General features: G+C 73.1%; 14 protein-coding genes and 1 pseudogene. 7 read left to right on the top strand and 8 right to left on the bottom strand.

Features of this window, described 5'->3' with window-relative positions:
• Positions 1-258: 258 nt before the first annotated feature.
• From ABT147_RS09515 to ABT147_RS09495, 5 genes and pseudogenes are all read right to left on the bottom strand, one after another.
• Positions 259-1,623: pseudogene (locus tag ABT147_RS09515) on the bottom strand (DUF5682 family protein); the annotation flags it as partial.
• On the bottom strand, positions 1,506-1,856 hold the full coding sequence (locus ABT147_RS47290; RefSeq protein WP_502983065.1) for a hypothetical protein: 351 nt from the start codon (positions 1,854-1,856) through the stop codon (positions 1,506-1,508). The pseudogene ABT147_RS09515 and the gene ABT147_RS47290, both read right to left, overlap by 118 nt.
• A gap of 314 nt (positions 1,857-2,170) precedes the next feature.
• Positions 2,171-2,524: a hypothetical protein gene (locus ABT147_RS09505; protein WP_351404103.1), complete on the bottom strand. Its 354-nt coding sequence runs from the start codon at positions 2,522-2,524 to the stop codon at positions 2,171-2,173.
• A complete protein-coding gene (locus tag ABT147_RS09500; RefSeq protein WP_351403696.1) occupies positions 2,521-6,132 on the bottom strand; it encodes a WGR and DUF4132 domain-containing protein in 3,612 nt (1,203 codons plus the stop codon). The genes ABT147_RS09505 and ABT147_RS09500 overlap by 4 nt, the downstream gene beginning before the upstream one ends.
• A gap of 144 nt (positions 6,133-6,276) precedes the next feature.
• Positions 6,277-7,458 carry a phytanoyl-CoA dioxygenase family protein gene (locus tag ABT147_RS09495; protein WP_351403695.1) on the bottom strand — a complete coding sequence of 394 codons (1,182 nt, stop codon included), beginning with the start codon at positions 7,456-7,458 and terminating at the stop codon, positions 6,277-6,279.
• Positions 7,459-7,569: 111 nt separating this feature from the next.
• Here ABT147_RS09495 and ABT147_RS09490 point away from each other — a divergent pair, with 111 nt between their 5' ends.
• The 5 genes from ABT147_RS09490 to ABT147_RS09470 all read left to right on the top strand — a co-directional run bounded on the left by ABT147_RS09490 (position 7,570) and on the right by ABT147_RS09470 (position 13,027).
• On the top strand, positions 7,570-8,616 hold the full coding sequence (locus ABT147_RS09490; protein WP_351403694.1) for a LacI family DNA-binding transcriptional regulator: 1,047 nt from the start codon (positions 7,570-7,572) through the stop codon (positions 8,614-8,616).
• A gap of 237 nt (positions 8,617-8,853) precedes the next feature.
• The gene (locus ABT147_RS09485; protein ID WP_351403693.1) at positions 8,854-9,495 is read left to right on the top strand and encodes a maleylpyruvate isomerase family mycothiol-dependent enzyme; all 642 of its coding nucleotides are present in this window, start codon (positions 8,854-8,856) and stop codon (positions 9,493-9,495) included.
• 172 nt (positions 9,496-9,667) lie between these two features.
• A complete protein-coding gene (locus tag ABT147_RS09480) occupies positions 9,668-10,339 on the top strand; it encodes a DUF6629 family protein (protein WP_351403692.1) in 672 nt (223 codons plus the stop codon).
• 32 nt (positions 10,340-10,371) lie between these two features.
• Positions 10,372-11,388, top strand: a complete 1,017-nt coding sequence (locus tag ABT147_RS09475; RefSeq protein ID WP_351403691.1) for a GNAT family N-acetyltransferase — start codon at positions 10,372-10,374, stop codon at positions 11,386-11,388.
• Positions 11,389-11,533: 145 nt separating this feature from the next.
• Positions 11,534-13,027, top strand: a complete 1,494-nt coding sequence (locus ABT147_RS09470) for a glycoside hydrolase family 3 N-terminal domain-containing protein (RefSeq protein ID WP_351403690.1) — start codon at positions 11,534-11,536, stop codon at positions 13,025-13,027.
• A 175-nt stretch (positions 13,028-13,202) separates the two neighbouring features.
• On the opposite strand, the gene ABT147_RS09465 is transcribed toward ABT147_RS09470, so the two are convergent.
• On the bottom strand, positions 13,203-14,540 hold the full coding sequence (locus ABT147_RS09465) for a glycoside hydrolase 5 family protein (RefSeq protein ID WP_351403689.1): 1,338 nt from the start codon (positions 14,538-14,540) through the stop codon (positions 13,203-13,205).
• Positions 14,541-14,548: 8 nt separating this feature from the next.
• Between ABT147_RS09465 and ABT147_RS09460 the strand changes: the two genes are divergently transcribed.
• Entirely contained in the window at positions 14,549-15,589 is a 1,041-nt protein-coding gene (locus ABT147_RS09460) for a BadF/BadG/BcrA/BcrD ATPase family protein (protein ID WP_351403688.1), read from the top strand.
• A 60-nt stretch (positions 15,590-15,649) separates the two neighbouring features.
• The gene (locus ABT147_RS09455; RefSeq protein WP_351403687.1) at positions 15,650-18,001 is read left to right on the top strand and encodes a glycoside hydrolase family 3 N-terminal domain-containing protein; all 2,352 of its coding nucleotides are present in this window, start codon (positions 15,650-15,652) and stop codon (positions 17,999-18,001) included.
• Here the strand turns inward: ABT147_RS09455 and ABT147_RS09450 are convergent.
• Together ABT147_RS09450 and ABT147_RS09445 are read right to left on the bottom strand one after the other, a co-directional pair.
• Positions 17,991-18,887: a carbohydrate ABC transporter permease gene (locus ABT147_RS09450; RefSeq protein WP_351403685.1), complete on the bottom strand. Its 897-nt coding sequence runs from the start codon at positions 18,885-18,887 to the stop codon at positions 17,991-17,993. The genes ABT147_RS09455 and ABT147_RS09450 overlap by 11 nt on opposite strands.
• The gene (locus ABT147_RS09445; RefSeq protein ID WP_351403684.1) at positions 18,884-19,903 is read right to left on the bottom strand and encodes a carbohydrate ABC transporter permease; all 1,020 of its coding nucleotides are present in this window, start codon (positions 19,901-19,903) and stop codon (positions 18,884-18,886) included. The genes ABT147_RS09450 and ABT147_RS09445 overlap by 4 nt, the downstream gene beginning before the upstream one ends.
• Between the last annotated feature and the right edge of the window lies 1 nt (position 19,904).

The raw sequence follows: 19,904 nt of genomic DNA, 5'->3' as shown, positions 1-19,904 counted from the left end.
CACGGAGTGTGGGAGCGCTCCCGAGATGCGTGCCTTGTCGAACGTGACCGGCACACGCGCCGCCGTCAACCCCTCGCGGCGACATCCGTCACGCGTGTCCAGGGGGGCCGGTGGCTGAGGTCGGTGGTGAGATCGGCTGAGGTGTGCAGGCGTGTGCAGGCGTATGCAGGAGTCGGTCCAGGCGGTCGTGGCCGCGTTCGGGAGGGTTGCCCCGTACGCCGGATCGTGGTCGCCGGCGTGACTGTGGCGGCGACGCCCGGCGACATCGGCGATGAGCGGCGGCCGGGGCGTGTCGGGGTGCGGGGCGCCCACCCGGTCACCGGTGCTCGCCGCGATCATCTCCACCACCACCGGATGGGCTCCCGGGGCGAGCGTTCCCCGTGTCGTCCACGGAAGCGGCTGGTCCAGGTCCTCGCCGATCAGCGTGCCCGCCATCCCGTCCAGCACATCGGTCCTGGCCGGACGCGCATGGCCGCGCAGCGCGGTCAGACCCCGAGTGAGGGCGCGGGCGGCGATCAGATCGGCCGTGGAGACGGGGTGGTGGCGGGAGCGCAGCCGGGTCGCCACCGCCCGCACCAGCCCGTCCGCCGCCGCCTCCACCCCTTCGTCCCAGACCTGCTGGTAGTAACCGGGCGACGGCATGCCCGACTCGTACCCGGCGAAGGAGTCCAACTGCCGGAACGAGTACGGCACGAGGAAACTGCCCTTCAGCGCGTCCTCGGCGGCCGTGGGCACCTTGGGCCACCTCGGGGACGCGTGCGCCGCACGGACCGGCTCGCCGTTGCCCGCCGAACCATTGCCCGCCGAACCGCTGCCCGCCGAACCGCTGCCCGCCGAACCGCTGCCCGCTGCCCGGCTGTCTACCGGCCCGCTGTCCGCCGTCCTGTCGTCCGCCGTCCTGTCGTCTGCTGCCCCGTCGTCCGCCGCCTCCTCGTCCATCACCCCGTGGCCCATCGCCCCCTTGTCCGTCGTTCCATCGCCCACCGCCCCCACCAGCCCCCGCAACGCCGGCTGGTGGAAGGCCCCGGTGACCACCACGACCGTCGGGTCCCCGGGCACGGCCAGCGTCGCCCGTACCCAGGACGCCATGTACGCCTCACGGGCCCGGTCGCCGTCGTCGGCGCGGGTGTCGCCGCGTACCAGCGCGAAGTAGGCGTCGAGCCGCTCGGGAAGGTCCTCGTCGTCGGCCACCTCGAAGAGCCGGTCCCAGAGGGCGTCCACGCCGTCCCCGTCGAAGCGGGAGCAGAACCGCGCCGTCGCCTCGGCGTAGCGGGCCTCCGCGTCGGCGTAACGGTTGGCGCGCTCCGCGAAGCCGGGATGCCAGGCCGGAAGGTCGATGAACCGGACCCCCGCGCCCGCCGACCGCCCCGCCCGCCGGGCCACCCATTCCGGGGAGTAGTCGCACAGCGGCGTCCACGACGTCGCGGCGCGCTCCCCGTCGCGGTCGTGGCTGAACACCGCGACGGGGAGCTCATGGCCGAGGAACAGCTCGTCCAACCGGTCGTTCATGTCGCACGGACCCTCCACCAGCACGTACGAGGGCCGCAGCCGTTCGATCGTCGAGGCGACCAGCCGGGCGCAGGCGGGGGAGTGGTGGCGTACCCCCAGGAACACGGCCGGCATGTCAGCCATCCAGTAGATGGCGCGCGTCGTACAGGGCCTGCCACTGGTCCGCCGCGGCGCGACACCCGCTGCTCCAGATGGCGGCGCAGCCGGGCCAGGTCCTCGGGGCTGTCCTTGGCCACCGTGCCCGCCAGACAGGCCACCACGTCGGCCGCGCTGCCCGGTTCCCCGCGCAGGAACCAGCCGCGCACCCCCACCGCGTGGGCGACGGACACGGCCTCGGCGGTGCTCATCACCGCCGACGGCCGGTCCACCCCGTCGCCCTCGCGTGTCCTGCCGGAACGCAGTTCACGCCCAGGCCCTTCAGGCACTGGGGGAGGACGACACCGCCCCCACAGCACCGGAGTGATCGTGTGGGGCATCGGACTGTCCAGGCCGGACCGGAAGTTCCTGGGCGTGAGGAACCCCGCCGCCGCATTCCCGGACCACGGACACGATCCGTGCCGCCCGGTTGCGGAGCGAACGCGGGGAACCAGAACGCCCAACACCGTCCGGGGCGTTCGGCCGAGCATGAGACCTGGCAACAGGACTCACTCCCGCTCAGTCTTTAGGAACGGTTCCCCACGAACTTCCGGCTGATGCCCGCGCTGTCGTCGCCGACGACGAAACGCCGGACCGCCCGCAGGCTCAACTCCCAGCCGGGCGGCCGAGGCCCGCTGTCGTCGGCCCGCAACGCGGCCAGCTCGCCGGCGTGGCGCACCTCGGCGGGCGGCCGCTGAAGCTCGGCCGCAGCCTCCGCAGCCTCCGCAGCCTCCGCAGCCTCCGCAGCCTCCGCAGCCTCCGCAGCCTCCGCAGCCTCCGCAGCCTCCGCAGCCTCCGCAGCCTCCGCGGCGTCCCCGACGTCCGCCGTCTGTGTCGTTCGCGTCCGCTGCGCCCTGTCCGGCGTCTCTCTCGTCGTCACGGTGCCGTCAACTCCGTCAGGTCGGCGAGCAGTTCGGAGATCACGACCGGGTCGATCTCCTCGAACCGGACGCCGTGGGTGTCCTTCGGCCAGTGGTCGCCCGGCCGGGTGGCGAGCCAGACGTGCTCCACCTTCTGCCGCTCGGCGGGATCGAAGAAGCCGACGGTGATGCCGTGGTCGGGGGTGAGCACCGCGTAGCGGTTCGGGGCGAGCTGCTTGGAGATCCAGCACTCGACGCCCGCGTCCTGCGGCTGACCGCGCCGCCAGCCGCGCCGCTCCAGGCCGACGAGCGCGCCCGTCGTCACCGTGAGGCCCTCGAAGCGCTCCAACTGCCAGCCGGCGGTCTCCTCCATGGTCAACTCGAACGTCTGCCGTCCCAGCTGCGGGAACGGCTGGAGGATCTCGTAGTCCGCGAACAGCTCGGCCCAGGTGTCGAGTTCGTCCGGCAGCAGCAGCGGGTGCGCGATCCGTACGTTCGCCGTGTCGGGCAGGACGAAGGTGCTGTCCTCGACGTCCGCGAACGTACGGTCCTCCGCCACCCGGAAGGCGGTCGTCGTGCCGTCCGTGTCGCTCAGCCACACCAGCCGCCGGACGAGATGCCACAGCAGCGGATGCCCGACGAACAGCTCGCGGAACTCGGCCGCCGGCCATGAACGGCCCCGCACCATGGCCGACTCCAGCCGTCGCACCTGGTCGGATGCGATGGTCCGTACGTCCTTCTTCAGCGCCATGAACCGCTTGCGCTCGGCTGGGGCCAGCTCCGCGTCGTCCCGTGCGCCGGGCTGGGGCAGGTCCTTGCGGCGCTTGCCGTCGGGGTCCCGCACGAAGGGGCGCAGCTGTTCGTCGAAGCCGACCGTGAACGTACGGCTGCCGTAGTCGATGACCGTGGTGCCCCGCGTATCCAGGCCGAAGTCGGGGACCAGCCGGTCGGCGAGCTGCTCGCCGGTCAGCCCGAGGTCCGCCGCGAGCTCGGCGATCTTCTCCTGCGCGCGGGTCTGGAGCGCCTTGAACTTCACGCGCTGCGCCACGCCGTGCAGATGCATCAGCGCCACTTCGGTGCCGATCGCGGCCAGGACACCGAGCCCGTCCACCGCCCGCTGGTGAGCGCCCTCGCCGGGCCAGGCCCGCACCAGCGGGGTGAGACGGCGTACCGTCCCGTCGTCGCCGAGCAGCCCCAGCGCGCCCAGCGCCCAGCTCTCCCGGCTCGGCATACCGGCGAGCCGCCACTGCTCGAACAGGGCCCAGACGAACTCGGCGAGCGACTCCGGCACGCACAGCTCCCGGACCACGTCCAGCCCCGGATACGGCTCGTCCGGCCGGGACATCGCGAGCATGGTCAGCACATGCCGGGTGGCGTCGGCGGGCAGGGCGCCACCGGAGCGCACCAGGATCTGAGGAAGCAGCACCGGCTCGGCCCACTCGACGGGCTCGGGCAGCTTCGCCGGCAGCGCCGCCCGCAGCGGATCGGACAGCAACTCCCCGATCGCCGCCACCGCCTCGGCGCCGTACCTCTCGGCGGCGGCGCGCACGACCTGCTCCCCGTGCAGGGCCGCGATGGTGTGCAGAGCCTGCTCGGCGTGGCGGCGCGCCGGACCCGCCTTGCCCACGGCGTCCGGCACCAGCAGCGGGGCGGCGGCCTCGCCATGCCGCTTGAACCAGGAACGGGCCGTCGCCCGCGCCGACTTCAGCCGCACGGCCCACTCCGCGACGAGCCGGGCCGCCCCCACGCTCACATACGGCAGCAGCAGCGGGGCGAGCGACGCAGGCCACTGCGGGGCGACACGCAGAACGACCCCCAACGCGTCCGTGCCGAACCGGGCGACGATCGGCCTGAGAGCCGCGTCGCTGTCCGCCAGGCTCGTGGGGTTCCACTCGTCCAGCAGCGGCCGGACCAGTTCCTCGGGCTTGTCGAGGAAGATCCCCATCGCGCCGAGCCTGTCCGAGCGGACCGCGTCCAGCAGGGCGTCCGGATCGTCCGGCCACTCGGAGTGCGAGGCCCAGTCCCGCTCCCGGGACTGGGTGTCCGCCCATTTCTGCCGCTCACCGGGCAGCCAGACGATCCCGGGCGTGTCCTCGGCGACCAGCCCGGTGACCGTACGGGCCTTGACGGTCTCGCGCGGCCGGGTCCACGGGGGACTCGTGAGCAGGTCGGGCAGGGAGGCGGCCGGGGCGTCCGGCACCCGGTCCCGCGGACTCAGCAGTGGTTCGACGGCACCGGCCGCCTCCGGGGAGAGGGTGGCGAGGGCTTCCTCGGCGATGTCCGGGCAGGCGGACACATGCACCAGCAGTGAGTGCCGGAGGGCGTCGGCGTGCGGCCCGCCCGCCGCCACGGCTTCGGCGAGCATGCGCAGGGCACGCTTCGGGTAGCGGCGGGCCGCCTTCGTCACGAAGGGCTGCGTCCGCTTGTCGCCGAGCCGCGCCAGCAGCAGGCCGAACGCCTCGTCGGACGGAAGCTCGACCAGGATCGAGTTGACCTTCCTGATGGTGTCCGACGTGACGTACGTGTCTTGCAACGACTCCGCCACGAGGGGTGCCACCGCCGTGCCGATGCCCTCGGCGACGGTGGCGACCGTCGGCATCGGCCACGCGCCGTACCCCAGGCCCGCCACACCGCCCAACCGACGGACCTGTTCCGGGTCGTTGAACGAACAGAACAGCATCGAGCGCAGGGTGTTGTCGCGCGGCCGGTTCGCCTCGGGGCCGCCCGCGCACTCGTCGAGCCAGTCCGTCTCGGTGGGGACGAGATACGAGACGACGACTCGTCTGCGGGCGCTGCTCCGCATCCCCGTGAGCGCCGCGATCACCGCGTCGTACGTGTCGTCGTCGGCGGAGGCGAGCAGTGCGCGCATCCGGTCCGCGACGGGTCGCACCCGCTCCGTGCTGCCCGCGAAGGGCTTGTCGGGGACGCGCTCGAGGTACGGATCGAAGCGGCGGCTGCCGTGCTGGATGAAGTGCCCTTTGACGTCGAAGAGTTCGACGGTCGCGCGGGCGGCGAAGACCGGTCCGTGGGCCTCCACCCACGCGTCGGCGCAGGCCGCGCCCGACCAGGCCAAGTCGGAGGCGACGGCCAGCACGGCAGCGCCCAGCGGGTCGGCCGTACCGGAGAGATGGGCCTCCGCTGCCCGCACCAGGTCCGCGTCACTCCGCGGGCTGTCCAGGTACAGCCGCACCCACGTGGCCCCCGAGCTCAGCCGCTGCTCGGCCTGGCTCGCCGCGCCCTTGCGCAGGGGCGTGGGCTTCCGGCGGATCCCGCCCCGGCGCGGATGGAGATGGCGGTGCCAGGAGGCCGGCAGTACGAAGGTGTCCTCATCGACCACGGCGTCCTCATCGACGACGGCGCCCTCCCCGACGACCGCGTCCTCGGCGAGCTTCCCCACCGCAGCCGCCGCTCCGCCACCGGCCGAGCCGACCTCCCGATACCCCTTGTGCTCCTTGGCGGTTACGGCCTTCCGCAGATACTCGGCGGCCTCGACCTCCGATGTGCACTCCTTGACCTGTGTCCGGCCCTCCGCACCGCAACGCCCGTACCGGACGGTGACCGTGACCCCGTCCGCCTCGGCCTCCCAGAACTTCGAAGAGCTCCCTTCGGCATACTCCCAGCGGCGCACGCCCCCACCCCTTCCGACCGTGCCGGCTCCCCGGCCCACCCCACGCGGATTCAGTCGTCGACCGGCGGAAACACGCCACGTCCAGCGACCATCACCACATTAGGGGGAGCCACTGACAACGCCGTCGGCGGCGGGCGGCGCGGCTCACGAGCGCCCTCGGCGCCGTGCGCCCGCCTCCAGTTCACCGCGCAGCCGTTCCGGGGTCCAGTTCTCGCTGACGGCCCGCCAGAGCAGGTCGGCCTGGGAGGGCGGGGCCAGGCCGTCGACGGGCGGGTCGAGGTCGAGGTCGGTGGGGAAGGCGTAGCCCTCGGCGGTGGCGGCGACGACGCGGCGCAGCCAGTCGTCGGAGGCGCCCTCGGACTTGCGGCGCGACAGGACCGGGAAGAGCGCGTCGGCCATCGCCACGCGGTCCACGGTCTCCATGGCGCGGCCGAAGGCGGAGGAGATCTGGAGCAGGTTCGCCATACGCCGGATGTCCGACGAGCGGTTGTGCCCGGCGGCATGGAAGAGCGCGGGGTTGAAGAACGCGGCGTCGCCCTTGTCCAGGGGGAGTTGGACGCGATGGGTGTCGAAGTACTCGACGAACTCCGGGAGTCGCCAGGCGAGATAGCCGGGCTCGTACTTCTGTGAGTGCGGCAGATAGAGGGTGGGGCCGGACTCGACGGGCATGTCGCAGTGGGCGACCGCGCCCTGGAGGGTGAGGACGGGGGAGAGGCGGTGGACGTGCGCGGGGTAGGCGGCGGCCTGCCGCTGGGAGAGGAACCCGAGGTGGTAGTCGCGGTGCGGGCTCTGGGCCGCGCCGCCCGGGTTGACGACATTGACCTGTGAGGTGACCTGGTAGGCGGGTCCGAGCCAGGCCTCGGAGATCAGGGCCAGCATGTCGTTGGCGTAGTAGTCGGCGAAGACGTCCGGCGCCCGTACGGCCATCTTGTCCAGGGCGCTCCAGACGCGGTCGTTGGCGCCAGGCTTCGCGAAGTGGTCGCCCCGGGCCGTACCGGCGGCGCGCTCCTCCTCGATCAGTTCACGGAACGCGGCCGACGCCCGGTCCACGACGGCCGGGTCGGCGAACGCGTCCTTGAGGACGACGATGCCGGGGCCGTCCATCAGGGTCCGGACCAGCTCGGTCTGTACGGTCCGGCGGCCCTCGGGGGTGGCCGACAGGGCGCGGAGCCGGTCGCTGTCGTAGAGCGGAACATTCCGGTCGACCCGCTCGGCGGAGGGGTGGTCGGCGGGGTCGGTGCTCTGCTCGACGAGCGCGCGGAACGCGTCGAGATCGCAGTCCGCCTCGGTCAGCCAGGTCCGTGACACCGCAGCGATGGGGGACATCGCGGCTCCTTTCGCAAGCCTCGTCCGTTCTGTCAGTCTGAGGACCTCGAACCCATCATTCAATGCGCGGAAACACATCAAAAAGACATCACGGAGTCTGGGAAGACAGCGATGCGACACCCGTACACAATCAGGGAGATCGCCCGTCAGTCGGGGCTGAGCACGGCCACGGTCGACCGGGTCCTCAACAGCCGCGGCAATGTGCGGGAGAGCACGGTCCGTGAGGTACGGCAGGCCGTCGAGGACCTGGACCGCCAGCGGAGCCAGGTCCGCATCGGGGGCCGTACGTTCATGATCGACATCGTGATGCAGGCCCCGGAACGCTTCACGACCGCCGTGCGCGACGCACTCGAAGCGGAACTGCCCTCCCTGCACCCCGCCGTCGTGCGCTCCCGGTTCCACTTCCGTGAGACCGGTCCCGCGACCGAACTGGTCACCGCCCTGGACAGGATCGCGAAGCGCGGTTCGCAGGGTGTGCTGCTCAAGGCCCCGGATCTGCCGGAGATCACCGCAGCCGTCGACCGGCTGGCCGGGGCGGGCATCCCCGTCGTCACCCTCGTCACCGATCTGCCCGGCAGCGCGCGCGTGGCGTACGTCGGGATCGACAACCGCGCGGCCGGGACCACCGCCGCGTACCTCGTCGGCCAGTGGCTCGGCGACCGGCCCGGCCATGTGCTGACCACCATCAGCCGTGCCTCCTTCCGGGGCGAGGAGGAACGTGAGATGGGCTTTCGCAGCGCCATGCGGCTCGCCCACCCCGCACGCTCCCTCGTGGAGGTCACCGACAGCGACGGCCTCGACGCCACCCAGCGCGATCTCGTCCTCGCGGCGCTCCGCCGAGACGAGGACATCGTCGCCGTCTACTCCATGGGCGGCGGCAACCTCGCGACCCTGGACGCGTTCGACGAACTGGGCCGGGACTGCGCGGTGTTCATCGCCCACGACCTCGACCACGACAACACCGGGCTGCTGCGCGAGCGCCGTCTGTCCGCCGTCCTCCATCACGACCTCCGCCATGACGTACGCCGCGCCTGCCAGACCGTGATGCGCGCGCACGGGGCGCTGCCGGACGACGGGCCTATGCCGCCCTCGGCGATCCAGGTGGTCACACCGTTCAACATGCCGCCCGACGCGTCGGGGCCGCCGCGCAGGGCGTGAGTGCGGTGACGGGGTGCCGGGGCGACGAGGTGATGGGGCGAGAGGTGATGGGGCTACTGGGTGACGTGGGTCACAGTGGCGGCTCGATCAGTTCGTCGGGCGGCTGCGGTCTACAAGAGCCACGGCACCGCATGCGGTACCGCAGTCGCGTGACGGCGGCCGTTCCGTGCGGTGACGCCATCCGCGGCCCAGACGGCCCAGACGGCCCAACGACCCAGACGAGGAGTGTCGGACGACATGGACCGTGAGCGGATTCTTCGATGGACCAAGGAGGAGCGGCTGAGCCTCGCCGACTTCCTCGACGCCCTCGACGGCCCGGAGTGGCGGGAGGCCTCGCTCTGTGCCGGTTGGACGGTGCACGACGTGGCGGCCCATCTGACACTGTCGACGCGCGCCACGCTCCTCGGCACGATCAAGGGCGCGATCCGGGCGCGCGGCGACTGGAACCGGATGGAGTTCGACGTCGCCCGGGAACGGGCGGGCCGGTTCGGGCCGGCCGAACTCGTCGCACAGATCCGCGAGACGGCGGGCTCGCCCCGCCGCGCGCCCCTGTCCGCGCCGCTGGACCCGCTCGTCGACTTCCTCGTCCACGGCCAGGACATCGCGCGCCCCCTCGGACGGGACCGCCCGATGCCCACGGAGCAGGCCACCGCCGCGCTCGCCCACGTCGTCGCCAGCCCCTTCTACGGGGCACGCAAACGCCTCCGGGGACTGCGACTGGTGGCGACCGACGCGACCTGGACGGCGGGCAAGGGCCCCGACGAGATCCGCGGCCCGGTGGCCGACCTGCTCCTCCTGGCGACGGGACGGGCGGCTGGTCTGGCGGGCGTGTCCGGCCCGGGAACGGAGAAGCTCGCGACCGCGCCGGCGCAGCGGTAGGAGCCCCCTGGCTGCCCTGCCCCTCCGGCCCGGCCCCGACCTCTCCGTCACCTCTGCCACCTCCGCCACCTCTGCCACGTCTGCCCCGTGACCCCCGTGTCGCCCCACGAGCGCCCACCAGGAGCGACGTAGCGTGGCCCGCGCAGACGACGGTCGACCCCATGGTGGCGTGATGTGCTGGAGTGCGACGGCCGATCTCGTGGCGGGTACCGGTGTCGCCGCCGTCGGCGGGGCGAGTGTGGCGCTGGTGCGCAGCGGGCGGGATCTGCCGCTCGCCGCGCTGCCGTTGCTGCTCGGGGCCCATCAGATCGTGGAGGCGGCGGTCTGGTCCTCGGGCGGAGGCAGCGGACCGGCCACCGTCGCCTGGGCCGTGATCGCCCTGCCACTGCTGGCCGTGTGGGTGCCGGCCGGTGTGTGGTGCGCCGCCCCGCCGCACGCCCGCACCCGGCTCGCCGCACTCCTCGCCGTCGGAGTCGTGACCGCCGCACTGCTCACCCACGGCCTCACCACCGGCCCGGTGACGGCCGAGATCCGCGGCCGTACCGTCGGCTACACGGTCGACCTCTCCCACCCCGCCCTCCTCGTCGCGGGCTACCTCCTCGCCACCGTCGGCTCCCTGCTCCTCTCCGGCGACCGGCGGCTCGTGGCGCTCGGTGTCCTGGTCGCCGTCGGCGCCTCGATCTGCTGGACCCTGTGGCGACTGGAGTTCGTCTCGACCTGGTGCGCCTTCGCCGCCCTCTGCTCGGTGGTGCTGCTCGGCTGGGTGCGCGCACGACCGAGGACCTCCACGCAGCCGTCCCGTCACCCGGCCGTCGAGCGTCAGGGGCCGCCGAAAGGCGATTGACAGAGCGCACGTGTGTACGGGACATCTGGGACATGGCTTTACACCGCTACACCTGCCGCCCGTACCGGGGCCCTGAGGACCATGACGCGATGGCCGCCGTACGGCTCGGCTGCGCGGAGTGGGACCGGATCGACGCCGGGTCGGTCGTGGAGGGACTCCCGACGGCCGCCGACATCGCGAAGGCCTGCGCCGAGTCGGAGGACCCCCACGAGAACCAGATCCTGGTGCACTACCAGGGCGAAGGCGAAGGCGAGGGCGAGGGCGAGGGCGAAGGTGTCGTCGTCGGCTACTCGACGATCAGGTGGTGGGAGGAGCGGGACGGCACATGGCTGTACCTGCACCGCGGCTACCTGCTGCCCGGACATCGCGGCCAGGGCATCGGTTCGGCCATGCTCGACTGGGCGGAGAACCGTATCCGCCGGCTGGTGCGGGAGCACGGCACCGGGCGGACGGCCGTGTTCGGCGCGAACGCCACGGCCGGTGAGGCGGACACGACGGCGCTGCTGCTGGCCGGCGGCTACCGGCGGGTCTTCAGCCTGGTGGAGCTGGAACTCGCCGACCTCCGCACGCTGCCCGGCGCCAATCCCCTGCCGGCCGGTGTCCGACTCGGCGCCGTCGAGCCGGACGACTACCGCGCCGCCTGGTCGGCTGTCGTCGATTCCTACGCGGACGCCGCCCACACTCGGACGTGGCCGTACGAGAGGTTCCTCGCCACGGCCGCCACGGCCGCCAAAGCCTCCCCGACCTGCTGGCGGGCCGCCTGGGACGGAGACCGGCTGGCCGGTGTCGCTCTGTGCTCCGTCCACCACCGGCGGGACCGCGCCGTGGGCGAGGTCGAGGAGCTGAGCGTCCGGGCCGAGTCGAGACGACGGGGGCTCGGCCGCGCCCTGCTGCTCGACGGCCTGCGCTGCCTCCGCGACCACGGCGCCCGGACGGCGCGTCTGTACACCGGGACCGCCAATCCGTACCGCTCCTACGACCTCTACGAGAGCGTCGGATTCCGCCGCCGGAACGAGTACGTCCGCTACCGCAAGCCGATCGAGAACTGAGAGACGGCGGAGGGGGCCACCACTTCGGGCGCCGAGGCTTGGCGAAACCCGCGCCGAGGCTTGGCGAAACCCGCGCCGAAGCTTGGTGAATCAATCATCCACGGAACTGTTGACTTTCGGCTTGACCAGCCAGAGGATTCCGGAGGTGACACACTCCGCCGCCGGGCCGCTCGGCCCGGTCCTCCCCGCGGCCCTCGACGAGGCAGCCCACCGCTGCCTCGTCGCGGGCTTCGACGGGACGACGACCGTCCCCGACACCCTGAAACGGCTGATCGACCGCGGTCTGGGCGGGGTCATCCTGTTCACCCGCAACATCCGCGACGCCGACCAGGTCCGCGAACTCACCGGCACCCTGCGGACATTGCGCCCGGACCTGCTGGTCGCCATCGACAACGAGGGCGGCGGCATCGGCCATCTGGTCGCCGCGGGCGCCCCCGAGGTGCCCGGCTCCTGGGCGCTCGGTGCCGCCGACGACCCCGGCCTCACCGCCGCGTGCGCCGACGCCCTCGCCGGACACCTGCTCTCGCTCGGCATCACCGCCTCCTACGCCCCCGTCGCCGACGTCCAGAGCCGCCCCGAGAACCCGATCGTGCGCACCCGTGCCTTCGGCGGCGACCCCGAGCTGGTCTCCCGGCATCTGCGCGCCTGGATCGAGGCCACCGAGGCCCGCGGCGTGGCCTCCTGCGCCAAGCACTTCCCCGGCCACGGCGGCACCGTCACCGACAGCCACCACGAGCTGGCGGTCGACCCACGGCCGTACGAGGGCCTCGACCTCGCACCCTTCCGGGCCGCCGTCGACGCGGGCGTGCCCATGCTGATGAGCGCGCATGTCGTCTTCCCGGCCCTCGACCCCGACCTGCCCGCCACCCTCAGCCCGCGCATCCTCTCCGACCTGCTGCGCGGCGCACTCGGCTTCGACGGCGTCCTCGTCAGCGACGCGCTGGAGATGAAGGCCATCGCCGACCGCTACGGCGAGGCGGCCGGCGCCCGGCTCGCGCTCGCCGCCGGAGCGGACCAGGTCATCGTCGCCGTACCGGACCTGGAGGTCACCCTCGCCTGCCGGGACGCCGTGCTCGACGCCCTGCGGACCGGCGACCTCACGGAGGGGCGGGTGACCGAGGCGGCGGAACGGGTACGGCGGCTCGCGCTGCGGTACGCGGTGCCGTACCGGCCGGGTGCCGTGGCCCCGTGGGACGCGGACGCCGGGCTGACGGCGGCGCGACGGGCCGTACGGAGTGGGGGACCGTTGCCCGAACCGGTGCCCGGCGCCCATGTCGTCGACTGCTTCCCGCCCCCGCACCCCGCCCTCAACTGGGGCGGCGAGGACCTCCTCACCGAGGTCCGCGCCCTCGACGCGACCGCCACGGGGACGGCGGTCGCCGGGGAACCTGACGATATCGGGGCCGTCGTGGGCGAGGTGCTGCGGGCCGCCGGGGGGCGTCCGCTGGTCGTCGCCGTGTGCGACGCGGAGCTGTATCCCTGGCAGAGCCGTCTCCGGGATGCCCTGCTGGCGGCACGGCCGGACACCCTGGTGGTCTCGACCGGCCTTCCGGAAGCGGGCGATGCGATTGCCGCGCACGGGAGGGGGCGGGTGAATCTGCGGGCCCTCGCCGAGGTCTTGGCGGGGCGGACGTTCTGAGCGAGGCCGGTCCCCGGCGGGGGTGGTCTCCGCTGGGGACCGGCCTCGGGTCCGTGGGGCTTCTCGCGCAGTTCCCCGCGCCCCTGAAATGCCGGGGCTGCGCCCCGGGCGTTTCAGGGGCGCGCGGGCCGGGGCGGGGTTCATAGCCGTCCGGCACCCCGCCCCGCCCGCCACCTCACTTCCCTTCGATCAACTCGGTGATCCCCCGCGCCGCGAGATACGCCGAGTCCTCCGCGCGCTCCGCCAGGACCACCGCCGGGCGGACGCCCTCCTGGCGCAGCCGCATCCAGGCGTCGAAGAAGACGCCTCCCGGGCCGGAGGCCGAGCGGGTGGCCGGGGTGCAGTCCAGGACCAGGGCCGTCGTCCGGGGAGGAGGCGGAGTGGCGGCGGTGCGGAGCTCGGTGACCGTCGTGGACAGGGCGTCCGCGATCGGCTTGGGGCGGCCCGTGGAGTCGAACAGGCCGAGTGTGTACTCCAGTTCGGGGAAGTCGGCCAGGGCGCGGTCGACGTCGTGCGAGCACCACCAGGTCACGCCCCACAGCCGGGCGCAGCCGGCCGCGTTCAGCAGGGTCGCGCGGGCGAAGTCGGGGGCGTCGGCCGCCGGGATGTGCGGCTCGGGCGCGCCGGTCTCCTGGACCCAGACCGGGCGGGCCGGGTCGGTGGCGTAGGCGGCGGCCAGCTCGGTGCCGTACTCCGCGAGGTGGTGCACCTGCGGCGAGCGCGGACCGTAGCGGCCGGCGCAGTTCGCGGAGAAGACCCAGGGGTGGACCGTGGTGAGGTCGCCCTTGCGGGCCGAGGCCTCGGGGGTGAAGGGGTGGTCGTCGCCGTACCAGGCGGCGTCGTACGCCGAGTGCGTGACCAGGCCGGTGCCCTCGCCGAGCCCGTCCCGCGCGGCGGCCAGCAGGGTGTCGAGGTAGTGGTCGACCTCGGCCACGGACACCGGGTTGTGTTCGACGAGGTTGTTCAGCTCGTTGCCGAGCTGGAGGCCGATGAGATGAGGGTGGCCGGAGAGGGCGCGGCCGAGCGTGCGCAGCAGCAGCGCCTGGGCCTCGATCGCGTCGGGGTCGGTGAAGACATTGCGGTGGTGCCAGCTGCGCGTCCACTCCGGGTAGAAGTCGAAGCTCGACAGATGACCCTGGACGCCGTCCACGAGGACGTCGAGACCGCACTCGGCCGCCAGGTCCACCAACCGGACGAGCTGGTCCACGGCCGACGTCCGGATCAGGGTGCGGTTGGGCTGGAGCAGGGGCCAGAGATGGAAGACCCGGACATGGTCCAGGCCCAGCCCGGCGATCTGCGCCAGGTCCTCGCGCGCGAGCCCGGGGTCGAAGTCGTGCCAGGCGTGGAACCAGCCTCGGCGTGGGGTGTAGTTGACGCCGAAGCGGAGCGCGGGCGCGGGCGGGAGCGGGGGCGTGTCGATGGTGTCCTCCTCGCGAGACGGACCTCGTCGGATCCCGTCTCGTCGGATCCGGCCTTGTCGGACCTTGTCTGCGGCGAATGTATCAACCACCATGGAGAGCGATGAATAGTGATTTGAACCAAACTTCGGCGACCGCTCCGGCGTTCGTGGTCGGCCTCGACGCCGGCGGCACCCGTACCCGTGCCGTCCTCGCCGAGCTGGGCGACGGCCGTACGCGGGGCGAGGGCACGGCCGGGCCGGGCAACTCGCTCACCGTGCCCGGGCCGATGCTCGCCGACCATCTCGCCGAGGCCCTCGCGCGGGCCGTGCCCGAGGAACTGCGCGGGCGGGTCGTCGCGGTGGCGGGCGGTTTCGCGGGGGCCGGGCACCGGGCGCAGGGCGCCGACGAGCCCGGCCGGCTGCGGGCCCGGGCCGCCCTGTCCGCCGCGCTCGCCCGGGTCGGCATCGCCGCCGCCTCGGTCGGTGTCCACAGCGACATCGAGACGACGTTCGCCTCGGCGCCCGGCCATCCCGCCGACGGGCTGGTCCTGGTGGCCGGTACCGGCGCGGTCGCGGCCCGGATCGCCGGACGGGTACCGACCGCGACCTCCGGCGGCGACGGCTGGCTCCTCGGGGACGACGGCGGCGGCTTCTGGATCGGCCGCGCGGCTGTGAGGGCGGCCCTGCGCGCGGCGGACGGCCGGAGCGCTCCCACCGCGCTCGTCCGCTCCGTCGGCCGGGACCTCGGGCTGTCGGCGGAGGTCCTGCCCCCGGAGGGCTACGGCGCCGACGACACCGTCCCGTGGAGCGCCGAGCTGCGCACGGCCTACCGCGCCCAGGTGCTGCCCGCCGTCATGGACCGGCCGCCCGTCCGGCTGGCCGACCACGCGCCCGGAGTGGTGCGGACCGCCGAGGAGAAGGACACCGCCGCCGTGCGGATCCTCCTGGAGGCCGCCCGCCGCCTGGCCGAGACCGTCGCGGCCCTGGCCCCCCAGCCGGGCGAACCCCTCGTCGCCACCGGCGGCCTCCTCGCCCCGGACGGCCCCCTCCTGCTCCCGCTGACCGAACACCTGGCGCCCTTCGGACTCGCCGTCACCCCCGTCGCGGACGGCTCCCCGGGCGCCGTCGCCCTGGCCCGCCTCGCCCACACCACCGGCGACTGACCCGGAGCACCTCCCGCCCCCTGCTCAACTCCCCCTCCCCGATGCCGACAAGGACGACCCATGCCCCCGCAGGACCAGCCGGTCGCCCCGGCCGCCGCCACCACCGTGACCCGGCCCCCGTACCTCGACCCGGCCGCCCCCCTCGACACCCGCGTCGCCGACCTCCTCTCCCGGATGACCCGGCGCGAGAAGGTCGGCCAGCTCAACCAGCGGATGTACGGCTGGGACGCCTACCGCCGCACCCCGGCCGGGGACTTCGCGCTCACCGACGCCCTGCACGCCGAGACCGAGCGCTTCGTGGGACTCGGCGCCCTCTACGGTCTGATGCGCGCCGACGCCTGGTCCGGCGTCGACCACGGTCACGGGCCCGGCGCCGGCGACAGCGCCGACCTCGCCGATCTGGTCCAGCGGCACGTCCTGGAACGCAGCCGCCTCCGTATCCCCGCCCTGTTCGTCGAGGAGGTCCCGCATGGCCACATGGCCCTCGACGGCACGGTCCTCCCCGTCAATCTGGCCGTCGGCGCCACCTGGGACCCGGAGCTGTACGAACGGGCCGCCGCGCACGCCGCCGCCGAACTCCGCGCCCGGGGCGGCCACGTGGCCCTCGTCTCCGCGCTGGACATCGCCCGGGACCCGCGCTGGGGCCGTACCGAGGAGTGCTTCGGCGAGGACCCGTACCTCGCGGCCCGCCTGACGGAGGCGCTGGTGAGGGGCATGCAGGGAACACCGGACGCGGAGGGAGGCTTCGCCCCCGACCGTGCTCCCGTCGTCCTCAAGCACTTCGCGGGACAGGGCGCCACGGTCGGCGGCCGCAACTCCTCCGAGTCCGAACTCGGCCCCCGCGAACTGCACGAGATCCACCTCCCGGCCGCCCGCGCCGGAGTCCGCGCCGGCGCCGCCGCCGTCATGGCCGCCTACAACGAGGTCGACGGCATCCCCTGCTCCGGAAACCGCGCCCTCCTCACCGGGCTGCTCCGGGACCGCTGGGGCTTCGAGGGCCTGGTCATGGCCGACGGGCTCGCCGTGGACCGCCTCGCCCGCGTCACCGGCGACAGGGTCTCCGCCGGCGCCCTCGCCCTGGACGCCGGGATCGACCTCAGCCTCTGGGACGAGGGCTTCACGCACCTGGAGGAGGCCGTCGAACGGGGCCTGGTGAGCGAGGCCGCGCTCGACGCCGCCGTCGCCCGCGTCCTACGCCTGAAGTTCCGCCTCGGCCTGTTCGAGAACCCCTACACGCGCCGCGCGCCGAGCCCTGAACACACAGGCCGCGCGCCGAACCTCGAACACACGGGTCGCGCGCCGAACCTCGAACACACCCGCCGCGCGCCGATCCCCGAGCCCGCTGCCGGACGCGCCCTGAGCACCGACCTGGCCCGCGCCTGCGTCACCCTGCTCCACAACCCGGCCGGCGTCCTGCCCATCGGCCCCTCGGTGCGCCGGATCGCGGTACTCGGCCCGCACGCGGCCACCACTGCCCACCAACTCGGCGACTACGCCGCCCCCCAGCGCCCCGGCACCGGCGTGAGCGTCCTCGACGCCCTGCGTGAACTGGCCCCGCCCGGCACGGACATCCGCCACACCAGGGGCGCGGCCCTCACCGGCGCCGACCGCACCGGTATCCCGGCCGCCATCGCCGAAGCCGCCGCGGCCGACCTGGCCGTGCTCGTGCTGGGCGGCAGCAGCGCCCGTACGCCCGACACGGAGTTCGACGCCAACGGGGCCGCGCGGACCGTCGTGTCCGAGATGACCTGCGGCGAGGGCGTCGACCTCGCGGGGCTGCGGCTGGGGGAGGCCCAGCACGCGCTGCTGGACGCGGTCGTCGCGACGGGCACACCGACGGCGGTCGTCCTCATCCAGGGCCGCCCGCACGCGGTGCCCGACACGGCGGACGCGCTGCTCACCGCCTGGTACCCGGGCCCGTGGGGCGGCACCGCGATCGCCGAGGTACTGCTGGGGCTCACGGAACCCATGGGCCGGCTGCCCGTCTCGGTGCCGCGCTCGGCGGCCCAACTCCCGGTCTACTACAACCACAAGGACACCGAGTACGGCGCCTACGTGGACGAGAGCGCCGAGCCGCTGCACTCCTTCGGGCACGGGCTGTCGTACACGAGCTTCGCGTACGGCACGCCCCGTCTGTCCGGGTCCACGGTCGAGGTCGACGTCACCAACACGGGGGAACGGCACGGGCGTACGGTCGTGCAGGTCTATCTGCGACGGCTGATCACCCCCGTATGGCCGCGCACCCTCGAACTGTGCGCGTTCGAGGGTGTCGGGCTCGCGCCGGGTGAGCGCCGTACGGTCTCCCTGTCGTTCGAGGTGCCCCCCGGCGTCGGTGCCGTCGAGATCCGGGTCGCCGAGTCGGCGCGGGGGGCGCTCGACGCTGTACCCGCCGTGCTGGACGTCAGAGTTTGACGGCCCCGGAGGACACCCCCTTGTAGAACCACCGCTGGGTGATCACGAACAGCACCAGCACCGGGATCACGGAGATCACCGAACCCGCCATCACCATCCGCTGGTCGTAGCCGAAGGACGAGGACTGCAGACGGGCCAGGCCCAGCGTCAGCGTGAAGTGGTCCTCGGTGCGCAGCACGATCAGGGGCCAGAGGAAGTCGTCCCAGGCGCTGATGAAGGTGTTGATGGTGACGACGAGGATGGCGCCCCACGCGGACGGCAGATACAGATACCGGAACCGCTTCCACTCGCCCGCCCCGTCCAGCATCGCCGCGTCCTCGATCTCCCGCGGCACGGCGAGGAACGCGGCCCGCATGATGAGGACGTTGATGGCGGCGACGAAGCCGGGCAGCCAGACCCCCGCCACGTGGTCGAGCAGGCCCAGGTCACGGATGCTCAGGAACAGCGAGACCATGATCGACTCGAAGGGGAACATCATGGACGCCATCAGCAGCACCCAGACCAGCTTGCGGCCCTTCCAGCTCGGCTTGGAGAGCATGTAGCCGGCGAGCGTGGAGAAGACCAGCTGGCTGGTGACCGACAGGGCGACGACCATCATGCTGTTGCGGATGTACGTCCACACCGGGACCTGGGCGAACACCTCGCGGTAGGCGCGCAGCGTCGGGTCGCGCGGGAAGAGCGAGGCGTTCGAGCCGAACACGTCCTCGCCGACACCCTTCAGCGACGACAGCAGCTGCCACAGCAGCGGGCCGACGGTGATGCCGAGGACGAACAGCAACAGCAGGTAGCGGACGACCAGTTCGCGCGGTCGGCCGTAGTCCCGCCAGCGCGGTGTCAGGCGCCGGCGCTTCTTCGCGGCACCCGGGGACGTCACGGCGGTCGTCATGACTCGTCCTCCTTCGTCAGCCGCTGCGCCAGCAGCGTGAGGCCCAGGGTGAGTACGAAGAGGGCGACGCTGACCGCCGAGCCGTAGCCGGCGTTGCCGGTGAGCGGGTCGAGGGCGACGTCCCGGATGTAGAAGGGCAGGGTGCGGTCGGCGCCGCCGGGGCCGCCGGTGGAGCCGCCGAGCATGTAGATCTCGGTGAACACCCGTAGCGAGCCGATACCGGTGAGCGTGCCGACGAGCATCATCGAGGTGCGCACGCCCGGCATGGTGACGTGCCAGAAGCGGCGGATCGCGCCCGCGCCGTCCACGGCGGCGGCCTCGTGCAGCTCCTTGGGCACGTTCCCGAGCGCGGCCAGGTAGAAGATCATGTACCAGCCGAGGCCCTTCCACAGGGTGAGCCCCATCGCGCACAGCAGGATCAGCCAGGAGTCGGACAGGAACGGGATCGCCGACCGGATGATGTGGGCCTTCTGCAGCCAGGTGTTGACCAGGCCCTGGTCGCTGAGCAGCCACTGCCAGCTCAGGCCCACGACCACGCTGGAGGCGAGGACCGGGGTGTAGAAGGCGGAGCGGAAGAAGCCGATGCCCGGCAGGTTCTTCTCCACCAGCACGGCCAGCATCAGCGGCAGCAGCACCATCAGCGGGACCACGATCAGCGCGTACAGCACGCTGTTGCGGGTGGCGAGCCAGAAGTCGGAGTCGCCCAGCATCCGCGTGTAGTTGTCCAGGCCCACGAACGAGGCGGCGCCGCCGAGCGGTTTGGCGTCGGTGAACGACAGCAGCAGCGTGTTCAGGAACGGGTACAGACCGAAGACGGTGACGCCGATGATCGCCGGTGACATCCACAGCCACGGCAGCCACCAGCGGCGGTACAGCGCGGCGCCGCCCGCATCGGCGGTGGGGCCCGGCTTGAGGGCCCGCAACGGGCGGCGCCGGCCGCTCGGTTCCCCGGGCCGGGAGTCGCGGGAGGAGACCGCGACCCCCGATCCCTTGGTGGGGGAAGAGAGGGTGGTCATA

The sequence above is a fragment of the Streptomyces sp. NPDC001868 genome, from assembly GCF_040297125.1.
Classification (GTDB): domain Bacteria; phylum Actinomycetota; class Actinomycetes; order Streptomycetales; family Streptomycetaceae; genus Streptomyces.
This window is presented reverse-complemented; position numbering and strand designations above follow the sequence as displayed.

Excerpts from the sequence above, each read along its gene's own strand:
- ABT147_RS47290 (WP_502983065.1), bottom strand. The coding sequence starts at position 1,856 with ATGAGCACCGCCGAGGCCGTGTCCGTCGCCCACGCGGTGGGGGTGCGC.
- ABT147_RS09495 (WP_351403695.1), bottom strand. The coding sequence starts at position 7,458 with ATGTCCCCCATCGCTGCGGTGTCACGGACCTGGCTGACCGAGGCGGAC.
- ABT147_RS09490 (WP_351403694.1), top strand. The coding sequence starts at position 7,570 with ATGCGACACCCGTACACAATCAGGGAGATCGCCCGTCAGTCGGGGCTG.
- ABT147_RS09485 (WP_351403693.1), top strand. The coding sequence starts at position 8,854 with ATGGACCGTGAGCGGATTCTTCGATGGACCAAGGAGGAGCGGCTGAGC.
- ABT147_RS09480 (WP_351403692.1), top strand. The coding sequence starts at position 9,668 with ATGTGCTGGAGTGCGACGGCCGATCTCGTGGCGGGTACCGGTGTCGCC.
- ABT147_RS09475 (WP_351403691.1), top strand. The coding sequence starts at position 10,372 with ATGGCTTTACACCGCTACACCTGCCGCCCGTACCGGGGCCCTGAGGAC.
- ABT147_RS09465 (WP_351403689.1), bottom strand. The coding sequence starts at position 14,540 with ATGGTGGTTGATACATTCGCCGCAGACAAGGTCCGACAAGGCCGGATC.
- ABT147_RS09460 (WP_351403688.1), top strand. The coding sequence starts at position 14,549 with ATGAATAGTGATTTGAACCAAACTTCGGCGACCGCTCCGGCGTTCGTG.
- ABT147_RS09455 (WP_351403687.1), top strand. The coding sequence starts at position 15,650 with ATGCCCCCGCAGGACCAGCCGGTCGCCCCGGCCGCCGCCACCACCGTG.
- ABT147_RS09450 (WP_351403685.1), bottom strand. The coding sequence starts at position 18,887 with ATGACGACCGCCGTGACGTCCCCGGGTGCCGCGAAGAAGCGCCGGCGC.
- ABT147_RS09445 (WP_351403684.1), bottom strand. The coding sequence starts at position 19,903 with ATGACCACCCTCTCTTCCCCCACCAAGGGATCGGGGGTCGCGGTCTCC.